The following is a 13,742-nucleotide window of genomic DNA, read 5'->3' as shown; positions in this document are numbered from 1 at the left end:
ACCGCTGGGAGTCAACATCGCGAACGGCCATCCCATGAAGCCATCGGCGCCACAGCGAGTCAGTGCGTCGCGGCTGGCCGGCTCTGGTCCCATGCGTAGACCCTAGGCGGGTCCCATCGGAGACAGCTGGTGCTACACCAGCTCCTGATCAGATCGTCGTCGACGCGTGCCCTAAGGGACGTCGATCCCAATCCGGGAGGCAAGAAAAAACCCCGTCAGAAGAGTGACGGGGCAGGAGTCACGAGCGATGACGAGAGTCTGACCAACTGTCTTGGCCTGGACTCATCCTAAGCCCAGCTGAGACACCAGGATGGGACGGATGAACAGATCAGGTGGAAGTCTGCAGGCCCTGAATCAGGTAATCGAAGTAGGGGCCGGCGAGGGCGGCTTCCTCACCACCCAGGAGCACCAGGGCTGCCTCCTTGAGTGTGCGCATCGCCTCCACCATCCCGGGCAGGGGCACGCCAAGACTGTTGTACATCTCGCGGGCACCCACCACGCCGATCTGCTGGATCAGCTCGGTGCTGCCGGCCAGGATGCCGTAGGTGACCAGCCGCAGATACCAGCTGTAGTCACGCAGGCACTGGGCCCGCTGCTTCTGGCCGAAGGCGTTGCCGCCGGGGGCCACGTAGTCCGGCTTGCGCAGGAACAGCTGTTTGGACGCTTCGGCGATGATCTTCTTTTCGTTGTCGGTCAGAACCCTGACGACACTCAGCCGGCGGGCCCCGCCGCTGAGGAACTCCACCATCGTGCGCAGCTCGCCGCCGGTGGGATAGCGGAGCTGATCATCGGCCTGGAGGATCAGATCGCGAACGACGCTCATAGCAGCGACCACAGTCCGACGAATCCTATCGAGCCCGAAGCCTCCGCCAGGGCTCCGGGTGCAAGGTGTAACGCCCCTTTGCACGACCCCCGATAGGGTCGCAGCAGTGCAGCGGAATCCAGATGGCCTCGGTGGGCGACAGGCTTGAGCTGGAGATCACCGACCTGGGCCATGACGGGCAGGGGGTGGGGCGCCACGACGGGCAGGTGGTGTTCGTCAGCGGCGCGCTCCCCGGGGACACCGTGCAGGTGCGGCTGCAGGTGGTGGCGCGGCGCCATCTGGTGGGTCAGCTGCAGCGGGTGCTGGCGCCCTCGCCCAACCGCCGCCGGCCCCCCTGCATCCTGGCCGACAACTGCGGTGGCTGCAGCCTGCAGCCCCTGGCGGACGGGGCCCAGGCCGCCTGGAAGCAGCGCAGCCTGGAGCAGGCCCTGCAGCGCATCGGCGGCCTGAGCGCCCCGGTGCGGCCGCTGCTGGCGGCCGATCCGGCCCTGGGCTACCGCAACCGCGCCCTGATTCCGCTGGAGCGCCGGGCCGATGGCCGCCTGCGGGCCGGCTACTACCGCCGGGGTTCGCACCAGATCGTCAACATGGCCCGCTGCCCGGTGCTCGACCCGCGCATCGATGCCCTGATCGCCCCCCTCAAGGCCGACATCGAAGCCAGCGACTGGCCGATCGATCGCCACGGCAACGACCCCGAGGCCGTGGAGGGTCCCGGTCTGCGCCACCTGGGCCTGCGGGTGGGGGCGGCCACCGGGGAGTTGCTCATCACCCTGATCAGCAGCCATGACGACCTGCCCGGCCTCGAGGCCCTGGCCGACGCCTGGTGCGAACGCTGGCCAGAACTGGTGGGTGTCTGCCTCAACCTCCAGCCCCTGCCCACCAATCGCCTGATGGGCGAAGAGACCCGGGTGATCCGTGGACGGGAGTGGCTCCACGAGAGCTTCGCCGGCCTGCGGTTCCGCATCGCCGCCGACACCTTCTTCCAGGTCAACACCGGCCAGGCCGAACGGCTGGTGCCCGATGTGATCGAGGCCCTGGGCCCGGCTCCCGCCGGCGGCTCCCTGCTCGATGCTTACTGCGGCATCGGCACCTACAGCCTGCCCCTGGCCGCCGCCGGCTGGCAGGTCAGCGGCCTGGAGCTGCACCAGGGCTCGGTGACCCTGGCCCGGCTGAATGCCTCCGCCAACGGGCTGGAGGGACGGGCGAGCTTCGAGCAGGCCGACGTGCCCCAGGTGCTGGAGGAGCGCCTGCAGGGAGTGCAGGCCCTGGTGCTGGATCCACCCCGCAAGGGGCTGAACCCGATCGCCACCGCGGCGATCCTGGCGGCGCGACCGGAGCGGATCGCCTACGTGAGCTGCGATCCGGCGGCCCTGGCCCGCGACCTGGCCCAGCTGTGCAGCTCAGGGGTCTACCGGCTGAACTGGGTGCAGCCCGTCGACTTCTTCCCCAACACCAGCCACGTGGAGGCCCTGGCGGCCCTGGAGCGTCTCTAGCGGCGCTGTTCGGCGCCGAAGCGGCGCTCCAGGGCGTCGCGCACCCGTCCATGGGCCGCCTCCACCTCCTCGTCGGTGAGGGTGCGGGCGCTGTCGCGGTAGCGGAGGCGGAAGGCCTGGCTGCAGCGGCCGGCCTCCACCTGGGCACCCTCGTAGCGGTCGATCAGCTCGGCCTGCTCCAGCAGCGGTTTGCCCGCCTTGCGGATCGCCGCCAGCAGGTCTGCTGCCGTGGTGCTGGTGGGAACGACAAGGGCCAGATCACGCTCCGAGGCAGGCACGGTGGGGTAGGGGCGGAAGCTGGGCTGCCAGCGGTTGCGGCGGGTGCCGGCGCTGAGCAGGGGCTCCAGCTCCAGCTGGAACACATAGGTGGCCGCCGGCAGGTCGAGGGCGTCGGCTTCAGCGGGGTGGAGCTGGGCGAACCAGCCGGCGGGCTTGCCTTCCACCAGCAGCTGGGCGGCGCGGCCGGGGTGCAGCAAGGGGGCGTCGCTCAGGGGGCGATCCTCCAGGGGCAGCCGCAGGGGCTCCAGACCGGCCTGCAGCACGCCGCGGGCCTGGAAGTAGTCCGGAGGGGCGGGCTTGCCGGAGCTGCGCCAGCGTTCGGCGCGGCGCTCACCGGCGATCACCCCCACCAGCAGGGTGCGTTCCCCATGGCGCTCTTCGCCGCTGGCCCCACCACCCGGGAACACCCGGCCGATCTCGAAGCCCCAGAAGCCACCCAGGGAGGCCTGCAGGTTGCGGCGGGCGGCCTGGAGCAGCTCCTGGTGCAGGTTGTCGCGCAGGTGGCCGTAGTCGGCCAGGAGCGGATTGGCCAGGGGCACCCGGCCCGGCGCCGCCGCCACCAGCGACAGGGAGACGATCTCCTGGAGGCCGGCGGCGCAGAGGCTGCGGCGCAGACGTCGCTCCAGCTGCTGGGCCGGCTCGAGCCCCCCGGGGATCAGGGGATCGGGCAGGTGGGCGGCGAAATGGTCGTAGCCCACCAGCCGGGCCACCTCCTCGATCAGGTCCACCTCGCGTTTGAGGTCCATGGCGCGCTCGGGCGGCACCCGCACCTGCCAGCCTTCTTCGTCCTCCTCCAGCACGCAGCCGAGGGCTTCCAGGGTGGCGGTGATGCGTTCGTCGTCCAGGTCCTGGGCCTCGCCCTCCACCAGCACCGGACCCAGCAGGTTGTGCAGGGCGTCGCGGCGCAGGGGCAGGGGCGGCTGGGGAGAGGCCGGGAGCTGGTGCAGCCAGCGCCCCTCGACCCGGGCGCCGGCCAGCTCCCGCAGCAGGGCCACGGCCCGGTCGGCGGCGGCCAGGGTGATCTCCCGCGGCACGCCCTTCTCGAAGCGGCTGCAGGCTTCGGTGCGCAGACCGACGCTGCGGGCGGAGCGGCGCACGGCCTGGGGGGCGAACACCGCCGCCTCCAGCCAGATGGCCGTGGTGCTGTCGGTGACGGCCTCGGCGAGGCCCCCCATCACCCCGGCCAGGGCGATGGGCTGGTCGGCGCAGGTGACCACCAGGGCCTCCTCGCTCAGAGTGCGCTCCTGGCCGTCAAGGGAAACGAAGGCTTCACCGCTGCGGCCCTGGCGCAGGCCGATGCTGGCCGGCTCGGGCGTGGCGCCCGTGAGCGCCGCCAGGCGATCCCGATCGAAAGCGTGCAGGGGCTGGCCCGTTTCCAGCATCACCAGGTTGGTGATGTCCACCACGTTGTTGATGGGGCGCACACCGGCGCGCTCCAGCCGCTGGCGCAGCCAGTCCGGGGAAGGACCCACCTTCAGGCCGCTGAGGGCGGTGAGGCTGAACAGTCCGCCCGCCTCGATGGCCTCGCGGTCGGCTGCCGTGGCGGCCAGGGGCTGGGCCGCGACAACGGGGGCCGCGGCGGGGAAGGTGGTGCTGCCGCCGCTGAGGGCCGCCACCTCGCGGGCGATCCCCCGCATCGAGAGGCCGTCGGGTCGGTTGGCGGTGATCGCCAGCTCCAGCACCTGGTCGTCGAGGCCCAGCAGCGGGCCCACGGGGGTTCCCAGGGGGGGCACCTTGTCCAGCAGCTGGTCGAGTTCGGCAATGCCGTCGCTGCCGTCGTCGAGGCCCAGCTCCCGCAGGGAGCAGATCATGCCGCTGCTGGCCACCCCCCGCAGTTCGGCCGGTTTGATCGTCAGCCCCACCGCCGGCAGGGTGCTGCCCACCAGGGCCACGGGCACGTGCAGGCCCTGGCGCACATTAGGGGCGCCGCAAACGATCTGAAGGGGCTCGCCAGCCCCCACATCCACCCGGCAGACGCTGAGCTTGTCGGCGTTGGGGTGGGGATCGCGCTGCACCACATGGCCCACCACCACACCGGCCGCCCGGGCCGCCAGATCCTCGATGGCCTCCACCTCGAAACCGGCGATCGAGAGGCGCTCCGCCAGAGGCGCAGGCTCGAGAGCGGCCGGTTCCACGCTGACCAGCTCCCGGAGCCATTGGAGCGAAACCAGCATCGGTGGGGTGCACAGCAGCCGCCCACATTAGGAAGCGATCAGGGCCCTCCCCATCGGGAGGTATGGTGCAGGATCGTCTCTCTGCAACGCATCCGCGGCGCAACGTCCTTCCATGGCCAAGAACAAGGGCGTCCGGCTGGTGATCACCCTCGAGTGCACCGAATGCCGGTCCAACCCCGCCAAGCGGTCCCCTGGCGTGTCCCGTTACACGACCCAGAAGAACCGCCGCAACACCACCGAACGGATCGAACTCAAGAAGTTCTGCCCCCACTGCAACGCCTCCACCGTCCACAAGGAGATCAAGTGAGGCTGGTTTCCCTGCGGAATCCCATCGCCTGATCCTCCCGCGGCCCCTGCAGCGGCAGTTTTCTCCTTTCGTTCCCACACTCCGTTCCCATGTCCAGTTCCTTCTTCAAGAAGCGCCTGTCGCCGATCAAGCCCGGTGATCCGATCGACTACAAGGACGTCGATCTGCTCAAGAAGTTCATCACCGAGCGCGGCAAGATCCTGCCCCGCCGCCTCACCGGCCTGACGGCCAAGCAGCAGCGCGACCTCACCAATGCCGTCAAGCGGGCCCGGATCGTGGCCCTGCTGCCCTTCGTGAACCCCGAAGGCTGAGTTGCCCTCCGCCTCGCGTCGGTTCACGGCGGGTGACCTGGTCGGCCTCCACGACGACAGCCGCTGTCTGCTGGCGGTCGTGGTGGCCGAGAAAGGCACGCGCCTCGATCTCAAGGTGGGTTTCGAGGCCAAGGCCGTCCAGCGGGGGGTCCGGCAGGTTGATCTGCTGGCCGCTCTTCCGGGCGATCAATCCCCTCCCTCCCGCCTGTCCCAGCCCCCCTGGGGCCTGAGTCCGGAGACGTTGCAGCAGGCCGCCCCCCGCCCCCGGGAGCTGGGGGCGGCCTGGCTGTTGCTGCTGGACGACCCGTCGTCCCTTGAGCTGGGGGACTTCGTTGACCTGATCGGAGACGGCGGCGACGCGGTCCAGCGGGCCGCCTGCTGGCTGTGGCTGCAGGGCCCCCAGACCCTGTTCCGCTGGCGCCAGCAGCAGGTGGAGGCCCGGCCGCTGGTGGATGTGCGCCGGCTGCGGCGGGAAGCCCGCCGTCAGCAGCTGGCCGAGCAGCGACGGCGCCAGTGGCAGGACGCCCTGCGCCAGCGCCGCCCGATCGATCCGCAGCAGCTCGATGCCGAACAGCGCCAGCACCTGGCCCTGTTGCGGGAGTGGGCCAGCGGCGACACCAGCCGCCCCCTGCCCGACGACCTGCACCGGGTCCTGCAGGCGGCCCACTGCGCGATGGAGTCGGCGCCGATCCGGCACCTGCTGGTGGACCTGGGCCAGTGGGAGCGGCACCACCTCCCCTCGCTGGAGAACACCACCTGGCAGGCGGGTTTCTCCGCTGAGCTGGAGGCCGAGGCCCGGCGGCTGGTGGAGCTGGCCGACTCACCCCAGCCCGGAGACGAGCGCCGCCGCGACCTCACCGGCCTGCACACCGTCACCATCGACGATGCGGACACCCGCGACATCGACGACGGTCTCTCCCTGGAGCACGGCCCCGACGGGGCGCCGCGGCTGTGGATCCATATCGCCGATCCCGGCCGGCTGGTGGCACCGGAGAGCCCCCTCGATAAAGAAGCCCGGCGCCGCGCCAGCAGCCTGTACCTGGCCCGGGGCCCCCTGCCGATGTTCCCCGAGGTGCTCAGCACCGGCCCGATGAGCCTGCGCATGGGCGAGCGCAGCGCTGCGTTGAGCCTGTGGGTAGAGCTGACCGAGGACGGCGCGGTGGCGGGCTTTGGGCTGGAGTCCAGCTGGGTGCGGCCCGCCTATCGGCTGAGTTATGCCGATGCCGATGAGCTGATCGAGCTGGCCCCGCCCCAGGAGCGGTACCTCGAGGAGATCCACGCCCTGATGGAGCGGCGGCGCCGCTGGCGGCTGGCCCGTGGGGCCCTCGATCTGGATCAGCCCGAGGGGCGAATCCGCTGTGACGAGCTGGGGGCCCAGCTGGAGATCACCGAACCCTCGCCGGCGCGCACGCTGGTGGCCGAAGCCATGATCCTGGCCGGGGCGGTGATCGCCGGCCTCGGCCAGGAGCAAGGCCTGGCTCTGCCCTACCGAAGCCAACTGGCGGCGGAGCTGCCCCCCGAAGCGGAGCTGGCGGCCCTACCGGCCGGCCCGGTGCGGCACGCGGCCATCAAGCGCTGCCTCAGCCGGGGACTGCTTGGCACCAGTCCGGCTCCCCACTTTTCCCTGGGCCTGCCCTGCTACGTGCAGGCCACCTCACCGATCCGCCGTTACAACGACCTACTGGTGCAACGCCAGCTGCTGGCCCACCAGCAGGGGCAGCCGGTGCTGGAGGAGGCCGAGCTGGGTGCCCTGCTGGGCGAACTGGAGGGGGCCATCCGCCAGGGCCTGCAGATCGCCCGCGAAGACCAACGCCACTGGCAGCAGGTTTGGTTCGAGGCCCAGGACCAGCATCAGTGGCCGGGGGTGTTCCTGCGCTGGCTGCGGCCCCAGGACCGCCTCGGCCTGGTGCACCTGCCGGATCTGGCCATGGACCTGGCCGCGGAGTGCCATGGCGACCCCGCCCCCGGCGACGCCCTGCTGGTGCGGCTACAGCAGGTGGATTCCCTGCGGGACCTGCTGCGCTTCACGGCCGCGGGCTGACGCCGGCGGGCTCAGGGACTGAGGTTGTACTTGCCCATGGCCTGCTGCTTGCAGATGGCTTCGGCCTGGGGGATCGTTGCCCGGGCGTTCACCTGCTCGGCCACGCAGGTGCAGGTGTCCTTGGCCAGGCCCGGCGGCACCGGCTTGCCCGCCTTGGAGAAGTCGGCGTTCACCGCCAGGGTGCAGTAATGGATGATCAGCTGGTCGCGCATGTTGTTGAGGCCCTGGGCCCGGGCGGGCAGGCCGGCCAGCAGCAGTGCCGAACCCGCCACCGAAAGCAGCACGGGCAGGGGCCGATGGGCGGATCCTGGGTTGGCGGAAACCATGGGGCAGTGACGCTGATCCAGCCCATCCTGGCCGATCTCAGCCCGGACAGCCTGTCCGCGGTAAGCGCCGCCGCCGCCACAGCAGCAGCAGCACCACCCCGACGCAGGCCAGGCCCACCGTCGCCGGGAACAGGGCCGTGGTGAGCGTCAGCCGCTCCAGGGAGAGCAGCACCAGCAGGTTGCGCAGCACGAACAGGCTGAAGAAACCGATCCGTTCCTGTTCGGGGTGGCGGTAGGCCCGCCGCAAGGTGGGGCCGAAGCCCAGCAGATCCACCAACGTGAGCACCACCACCGCCCCGAGTGGGTCGGCAGTGAGGAACCAGAAGGGCAGGGCGGAAGCGGCGCCGGCCAGGAACAGCCAGTCGCTGGGGGTGATCTCCCGGTCGGCACCATGGGCATGGGCCAGCCAGGCGATGTGGAAGGTGATCAGGGCCGACACCCCGGTGGGCCAGGCCCCGACCCCACCCCCGCCGGCCAAGGTGGCCAGGAACACCAGCAGGGTGGTGACCCCCCAGATCAGCCAGGAGAACACATGGGGCCGGGTCCGCCCCGAGCGGATCGAGACGATGTAAGGGAGGAAGGCCGCGAAGGTGAGGGCGATGGCCGCACCGCTCAGCAGCAGCTTCACGACACGAGCCGCGAGACCCTCAGCCAGGGGCCCCAGGGGTTGGCGCAGCCGACCAGGGCCACAGAGGTTGGGCGATCGAGACCCAGCAGCCAGTGGTGCAGGGCCGGCTCCAGGGTGATCAGCGGCCAGGCCCCCGCGTCGCCGCGAAGCACGTAGCCGCCCTCGCCATCGGGCACCAGCTCGCCTCGCCAGAGCCGCTCGCCGGGCTCCGGCGGCGGTGCCCAGCCCGCCGGAGCCGCCAGCGCCGCGCTCTCCTCCAGCAGGCCATGGCGGTCGATCCGTTCCGGGGCCTCCAGAGCCTCAAGCTGCCGCTCGCGCCAGCGGGGGTGGTGCCAGGGGGTGTCCCACAGCGGCACCACGGCCGCCGGGGCCACCGGATCACCGATCAGAGCCTCCTGCAGCCGGCGCACCGGCAGGGCGGCCGGATCCACTCCATCACGCACGCAAAGGGCGGCCGCCAGTCCGGCGGCCTGGCCGATGTTGAGCACCAGGGGCTGGAGCCGCGTGGCCCCATTCGCCATGTGGCTGACGCCGAAGCCCTTGTCGGCCGCCAGCAGGTTGGTGACCCCCACACTCACCAGGGCGCCGTAGGGGATGGTGAACGGCGTGCCACTCCAGCGACCGCCCCAGCGGCAGCTCTTGGGGGCCAGGGGCCAGTCGCCGCCGGGGTAGTGGTGGTCGTTGGCGTAGTTGCCGACCCCGATGGTGCTGAGGCTGCCATCGGCGGTGCAGCTGAGGGGGGCGATGCAGGCGCCGCTTCCCTGCGGCAGCAGGTGTTGCTCCAGCACCAGCTCCCGGGCCACCAGCCGGCGCCCCTCCCGCCAGTAGGGCATCAGGGCCAGGTCTCCAGAGCCGCTGAGCCGTCCGACGGCGGCTTCCTCCGGTGTGGGGAACACCTCAGCCGGCCCCAGCCAGCCGCCGCTGGCCTGGCGCAGAGCGGCGGCGAAGGCCTCGCTGTGGTCGCGCATCGCCGCCAGCAGTTCGCCCCCTGCAGCCTCGGCGGCGGCGACGCCGCCGACCCGCTCGGGGAAGGCCCGCTCCAGGCCGTGGTGCCAGTCGTTGCCGTGCAGGGGCCAGTTCAGCATCACCAGGCCCCCGGGCAGGCGGCCGTAGGTGAGGGTGCGCTCCAGGCCGAAGGCGTCGGTGGCGGCCTCGAACGGCTCCGGCAGGCCGGGAGGACTGCGGCGCCAGGCTTCAGCCTCGGGGGCGCCCGCTCCCGTCCATTCGTCCAGCTGGCCCAGGCACACCCAGGTGGGCGACTGGATGGGCTGCCGCTGGAAGAAGGGGTCGTTCCCGATGCGCTCGGCCGTGGGGGCGCTGGGTTCCTGCCACAGCTCCCTGGCCTCCCAGCCGAAGCGGAAGGGGGCCCCGGCCAGGGGATAGAGCTCGCCCCGGTCGCTGCCATCGATCACCACCGTCGGCAGTAGGCGCCGCTGGACGCCCCTGTGCTGCACGGTCACGGCGCTGATGCGGTCGCCGTCGCGCTCCACCGCCTCCAGCCGTACGCAGGACCACCATTCCAGCCGTTCCTCGGCGGCCACCCAGCGGCGCAGGATGCGCTCGGCGCTGGCGGGGCGGTAGCCGAAGCAGCTCACCCAGTTCTGATCCAGCCCCTCCGGCTCGATCCATTGCAGGGCCCGCAGCAGGGCCCCCCACAGGCCGCTCTGCCAGGGGCTCAGCTCGTTGCCATCCGGGGCGCACACCCCGGCGGCGCTCACCATTCCCCCCAGCCAGGGCCCGGGGGTGAGCAGCAGGGTGTCGGCGCCGGAGCGGGCCGCCTGCAGCGCCGCGGCGATGCCACCGCTGCCGCCGCCCCACACGAGCACCTGGGCCCTGCGATCGAAACCCGTACGCATCGGGGAGAAGGGGCCGGGGGCAGGGGGCCAGCATCCCATCCCGGGGCCATGGGTAGGATCCGGTCCCCGGGCCAGTTCCCAGCGGTGTCACGGGGAATCTTCCAGCCGCCGGCGGATCCGGCCGACGTCGCCTGCCGATGACCTATACCCTCACCACCCCCCTCTATTACGTCAACGACCGCGCCCACCTGGGCAGCACCTACACCACCCTCGCCTGCGACAGCATTGCCCGCTTCCGGCGGCTGCAGGGGGAACGGGTCACCTTCATCACCGGCTGCGACGAGCATGGGCTGAAGATCCAGCGCTCGGCCGAGGCCGCCGACCTAACCCCCCAGGCCCACTGCGACGCCATCAGTGGCGAGTACCGCGACCTCTGGCGCCGCTGGGGCATCAGCAACGACCGCTTCATCCGGACCACCGATCCCCGCCACCGGGCGATCGTGGAGCAGTTCTTCGCCCGGGTCGAAGCCAGCGGCGATGTGGTCGAAGGGCGCCAGCAGGGCTGGTACTGCGTGGCCTGCGAGGAGTTCAAGGAGGAATCGCCGGCGGCCACCGAGCCCCACTGCCCGATCCACCTGCGCCCCCTGGAATGGCGCGACGAACTCAATCTCTTCTTCCGCCTTTCTCGTTACCAGGAGCCGATTGAGCAGCTGGTGGCGAGCGACGGCTTCATCGCCCCGCGCTCCCGCCGCCGGGAGGTGGAGAACTTCGTCGCCGGCGGCCTGCGGGACTTCTCCATCTCCCGCCTTGATCTGCCCTGGGGCATCCCCGTGCCCGGCTACGAGGGTCACACCTTCTATGTGTGGTTCGACGCCCTGCTGGGCTACCTCTCGGCCCTGCTGGAACCCGACGATCCCGCCGACCTGAGCCTGCTGGCGGAGCGCGGCTGGCCCGCCCAGCTGCATGTGATCGGCAAGGACATCCTGCGTTTCCATGCCGTCTACTGGCCGGCGATGCTGCTCTCGGCCGGACTGCCCCTGCCGGAGAAGGTGTTCGGCCACGGATTCCTCACCCGGGAGGGCCAGAAGATGGGCAAGTCCTTGGGCAACGTGCTCGATCCCGACGTCCTGCTCGAGCGCTGCGGAGCCGATGCGGTGCGCTGGTACCTGCTGCGGGACATCCCCTTCGGCGATGACGGCGATTTCCAGCAGCAGCGCTTCAGCGATCTGGTCAACAACGACCTGGCCAACACGATCGGCAACCTGCTCAACCGCACCTCATCGATGGCGCGCCGCTGGTTCGACGGGGCCGTGCCGCCGGCCGGAGCCGCTGCCGCCGCTGACCACCCTCTCGCCCTGCGCTGCCAGGCCTGCGGCGAGACCGTCGACGGGGCCCTCGAAGCACTGGATTTCCGCACGGCGGCCGCCGCGATCCTGGAGCTGGCCGAGGCGGCCAACGGCTTCCTGAACGATCGCGCCCCCTGGAAGGCGATCAAGGCGGAGGAGGGGCGCGCCGGAGTAGCCGAGGACCTTTATGCCGTGCTGGAAACGAGCCGCTGGGTGGCCGTGCTGCTGGCCCCCCTGCTGCCGGATCTTTCCGGGCGCATGCTCAAGCAGCTGGCCCAGCCGGCGCTGGCGGCCGACACCGGCTGGACGGCGGCCCGACACTGGGGGAAGCTGGCCACTGAGCTGGCCTTGCCCGAACCGACACCGGTGATGCACCGACTGGAACTGGATTCCCCCCTTTGACGCTTCCTCTCCCCGCGCGACGCTGGCGCCTGTCGGCCCTGCTGGTGCTGCTGCTCACGGGCTGCGGCCGCAGCGACGTCGCCCGCGAGACGGCGCCCACCCCCTTTGTCTTCCGTTCCCTGGATCTGCGCCAGCAGGATGTGTTCGGCCGGCCCAACTGGGAACTCACCAGCCCCGAGGCCCGCTACGACCTGCGCCGCCGCGTCGCCCGGGCCCTGCAGCCCCGCGGCGTGATCTACAGCGACGGCAAGCCGGCCTACCGGGTGGAGGCCTCCACCGGCACCGTGATCAATGACGGGGCCGTGATCCTGCTGGAGGGGCGGATCCGGCTGCAGCGGCTCGGGAAGGAGCCGGTGATGATCCAGGGCTCCCGGGTGCGCTGGCTTCCCTCCCGCAACCTGATGGAGATCGACCGCCATCCGGAAGGGTTCGACCCCCACACCCGGCTCTCCGCCGAGCGGGCCACGTTCCGCCTCGACAAGGACACCCTGGAGCTCCAGGGCAAGCCCCAGCTGCAGCGCTGGGCCCAGGCCTTCGATCCCTTCCGGGCCAACCCCGTCGGCGCCCCCCAGATCCTTGTGACGGTGGCCTCGGTGCTTTGGCAACCCGGCAGTGGTGCCCTCACCGCCCGCGGGCCGGTGCTGGGGGAACGCCGCCCGCCGGGCTCGGCCTCCAACCGCCCGCTCCAGACCCTCACCGCCACCTCACTGGTCGGCAACACCCGGACGCAGCTGTTCAACCTCGGACCGCCGGTGCTGTTCAGCGACCCGGCCGTGGCCGGCGGCGCCAGCGCCCGGGGCAAGGCCCTGCAGGTGGACGCCGGCCAGCATCTGGTGCGGATCCCCTCGGGCTGCTTCCTGCAGCAGGACGGCGCCAGCCTCGAGGCCCGCAGCTGCTCCTGGAACTGGCAGACCCAGGCGGTCACCGCCGATGGCTCGGTGCTGCTGCAGCGGCCGGCCAGCCGCCAGCTCACCCGCGGCAGCGTGCTGCGGGGCCAGCTGGGGAACAAGGGGGCCGTGGTGGTCACCAACCCCGGCGGTCGGGTGTTCAGCCAGTTCCAGGTGCCGCCGTCGACGACACCTCCTCGGCCGGTGGCGCCGCGCCCGAAACCCGAGCCAATTCGCCTGTGAGCCTGCGGGCCCAGCCCTCGATCCAGACCAGATCGCTGCGGCTGAAGCAGCGGGGCGACCAGCCGCCCAGCACCAGCACCCCCTCGGTGCCGAGGGGCTGAACCACCACCGCCGGCAGCCCGGTGGGGAAGCAGCTGAACTCGTCCCGGCCTGGGTAGAGCTTCAGATCCACCAGGGAGATGGCCTTGTCGTTGGCCATGCTGCGCCTGCAGATCGCCCCGGGGAGGAAGTCGCCGCTGCCCAGCACGCCTCGCTCCAGCAGGGTCTGGCCGCGCCAGTGGAGGAGCACCACCGCCGCCGGGGTGGCCGTCAGCAGCATGGTGCTGCCCCAGCCCAGCTCCTCGGCCAGGGACGCCTCCAGATCCGGCGCCAGCCGCAGCCCTTCGCGGCCCTCCAGCGGCACCCGCTCCGGCGCCACCGGCTCCACCCGCTGCCACAGCAGGGCCACCAGCAGCAGGAGCACGGCCAGGATGCTGGCCAGCACCGAGGCCCGCTCCAGGGGAGGGTCCAGGCTGGGGGCGGTCATCTGGTTGAGCACGGCCAGGGCCAGGCCCGTGGCGCCGCAGGCCAGAACGACGCGGGCTGGGGCGGACATCGTCATCGTGGTGTCCGGCACCGAGGCTGCCCTCAGGATGCCGGAACGGGGCCGCAACGGCAGACTGGTGGCGTCTCGCACGATGGCCTTG

The 13,742-nt window shown here is 71.4% G+C and carries 12 protein-coding genes; 6 read left to right on the top strand and 6 right to left on the bottom strand.

Annotated elements, in window-relative coordinates; all coding sequences use genetic code 11:
* Positions 1-328: 328 nt before the first annotated feature.
* Positions 329-823: an allophycocyanin subunit alpha-B gene (locus tag CYAGR_RS02545; RefSeq protein ID WP_015108198.1), complete on the bottom strand. Its 495-nt coding sequence runs from the start codon at positions 821-823 to the stop codon at positions 329-331.
* Positions 824-945: 122 nt separating this feature from the next.
* Between CYAGR_RS02545 and rlmD the strand changes: the two genes are divergently transcribed.
* Positions 946-2,316 (top strand): 23S rRNA (uracil(1939)-C(5))-methyltransferase RlmD, encoded by a 1,371-nt coding sequence (rlmD, locus tag CYAGR_RS02540; RefSeq protein WP_015108197.1) that lies wholly within the window; start codon positions 946-948, stop codon positions 2,314-2,316.
* Here rlmD and pheT read toward each other — a convergent pair.
* Complete coding sequence (gene pheT, locus CYAGR_RS02535; RefSeq protein ID WP_015108196.1) at positions 2,313-4,769, bottom strand: phenylalanine--tRNA ligase subunit beta; 2,457 nt, start codon at positions 4,767-4,769, stop codon at positions 2,313-2,315. The genes rlmD and pheT overlap by 4 nt on opposite strands.
* A gap of 112 nt (positions 4,770-4,881) precedes the next feature.
* Here pheT and rpmG point away from each other — a divergent pair, with 112 nt between their 5' ends.
* From rpmG to CYAGR_RS02520, 3 genes are all read left to right on the top strand, one after another.
* Positions 4,882-5,076, top strand: a complete 195-nt coding sequence (gene rpmG, locus CYAGR_RS02530; RefSeq protein WP_015108195.1) for a 50S ribosomal protein L33 — start codon at positions 4,882-4,884, stop codon at positions 5,074-5,076.
* An 89-nt stretch (positions 5,077-5,165) separates the two neighbouring features.
* Positions 5,166-5,387, top strand: a complete 222-nt coding sequence (gene rpsR, locus CYAGR_RS02525) for a 30S ribosomal protein S18 (RefSeq protein WP_006041316.1) — start codon at positions 5,166-5,168, stop codon at positions 5,385-5,387.
* A 1-nt stretch (position 5,388) separates the two neighbouring features.
* Positions 5,389-7,428 (top strand): ribonuclease catalytic domain-containing protein, encoded by a 2,040-nt coding sequence (locus CYAGR_RS02520; protein WP_015108194.1) that lies wholly within the window; start codon positions 5,389-5,391, stop codon positions 7,426-7,428.
* A gap of 11 nt (positions 7,429-7,439) precedes the next feature.
* Here CYAGR_RS02520 and CYAGR_RS17615 read toward each other — a convergent pair whose 3' ends face one another.
* From CYAGR_RS17615 to CYAGR_RS02505, 3 genes are read right to left on the bottom strand one after another with little or no spacing between them, the layout of a single operon-like run.
* Positions 7,440-7,754, bottom strand: coding sequence for a hypothetical protein (locus CYAGR_RS17615; RefSeq protein WP_015108193.1), 315 nt, complete (start codon positions 7,752-7,754; stop codon positions 7,440-7,442).
* Between the two features lie 37 nt (positions 7,755-7,791).
* Positions 7,792-8,382: a hypothetical protein gene (locus CYAGR_RS02510; RefSeq protein ID WP_015108192.1), complete on the bottom strand. Its 591-nt coding sequence runs from the start codon at positions 8,380-8,382 to the stop codon at positions 7,792-7,794.
* On the bottom strand, positions 8,379-10,238 hold the full coding sequence (locus tag CYAGR_RS02505) for an FAD-dependent oxidoreductase (protein WP_015108191.1): 1,860 nt from the start codon (positions 10,236-10,238) through the stop codon (positions 8,379-8,381). The genes CYAGR_RS02510 and CYAGR_RS02505 overlap by 4 nt, the downstream gene beginning before the upstream one ends.
* Before the next feature lie 137 nt (positions 10,239-10,375).
* Between CYAGR_RS02505 and metG the strand changes: the two genes are divergently transcribed.
* Together metG and lptC are read left to right on the top strand one after the other, a co-directional pair.
* The gene (gene metG, locus CYAGR_RS02500) at positions 10,376-11,926 is read left to right on the top strand and encodes a methionine--tRNA ligase (RefSeq protein ID WP_015108190.1); all 1,551 of its coding nucleotides are present in this window, start codon (positions 10,376-10,378) and stop codon (positions 11,924-11,926) included.
* Positions 11,923-13,056, top strand: a complete 1,134-nt coding sequence (gene lptC, locus CYAGR_RS02495) for an LPS export ABC transporter periplasmic protein LptC (RefSeq protein ID WP_015108189.1) — start codon at positions 11,923-11,925, stop codon at positions 13,054-13,056. The genes metG and lptC overlap by 4 nt, the downstream gene beginning before the upstream one ends.
* Here the strand turns inward: lptC and CYAGR_RS02490 are convergent.
* Positions 12,974-13,732 (bottom strand): cofactor assembly of complex C subunit B, encoded by a 759-nt coding sequence (locus tag CYAGR_RS02490; RefSeq protein WP_245552586.1) that lies wholly within the window; start codon positions 13,730-13,732, stop codon positions 12,974-12,976. The genes lptC and CYAGR_RS02490 overlap by 83 nt on opposite strands.
* Between the last annotated feature and the right edge of the window lie 10 nt (positions 13,733-13,742).

It is taken from the genome of Cyanobium gracile PCC 6307, assembly GCF_000316515.1.
In the GTDB taxonomy this organism is placed as follows: domain Bacteria; phylum Cyanobacteriota; class Cyanobacteriia; order PCC-6307; family Cyanobiaceae; genus Cyanobium; species Cyanobium gracile.
This window is presented reverse-complemented; position numbering and strand designations above follow the sequence as displayed.

Excerpts from the sequence above, each read along its gene's own strand:
- CYAGR_RS02545 (WP_015108198.1), bottom strand. The coding sequence starts at position 823 with ATGAGCGTCGTTCGCGATCTGATCCTCCAGGCCGATGATCAGCTCCGC.
- rlmD (WP_015108197.1), top strand. The coding sequence starts at position 946 with ATGGCCTCGGTGGGCGACAGGCTTGAGCTGGAGATCACCGACCTGGGC.
- pheT (WP_015108196.1), bottom strand. The coding sequence starts at position 4,769 with ATGCTGGTTTCGCTCCAATGGCTCCGGGAGCTGGTCAGCGTGGAACCG.
- rpmG (WP_015108195.1), top strand. The coding sequence starts at position 4,882 with ATGGCCAAGAACAAGGGCGTCCGGCTGGTGATCACCCTCGAGTGCACC.
- rpsR (WP_006041316.1), top strand. The coding sequence starts at position 5,166 with ATGTCCAGTTCCTTCTTCAAGAAGCGCCTGTCGCCGATCAAGCCCGGT.
- CYAGR_RS17615 (WP_015108193.1), bottom strand. The coding sequence starts at position 7,754 with ATGGTTTCCGCCAACCCAGGATCCGCCCATCGGCCCCTGCCCGTGCTG.
- CYAGR_RS02505 (WP_015108191.1), bottom strand. The coding sequence starts at position 10,238 with ATGCGTACGGGTTTCGATCGCAGGGCCCAGGTGCTCGTGTGGGGCGGC.
- metG (WP_015108190.1), top strand. The coding sequence starts at position 10,376 with ATGACCTATACCCTCACCACCCCCCTCTATTACGTCAACGACCGCGCC.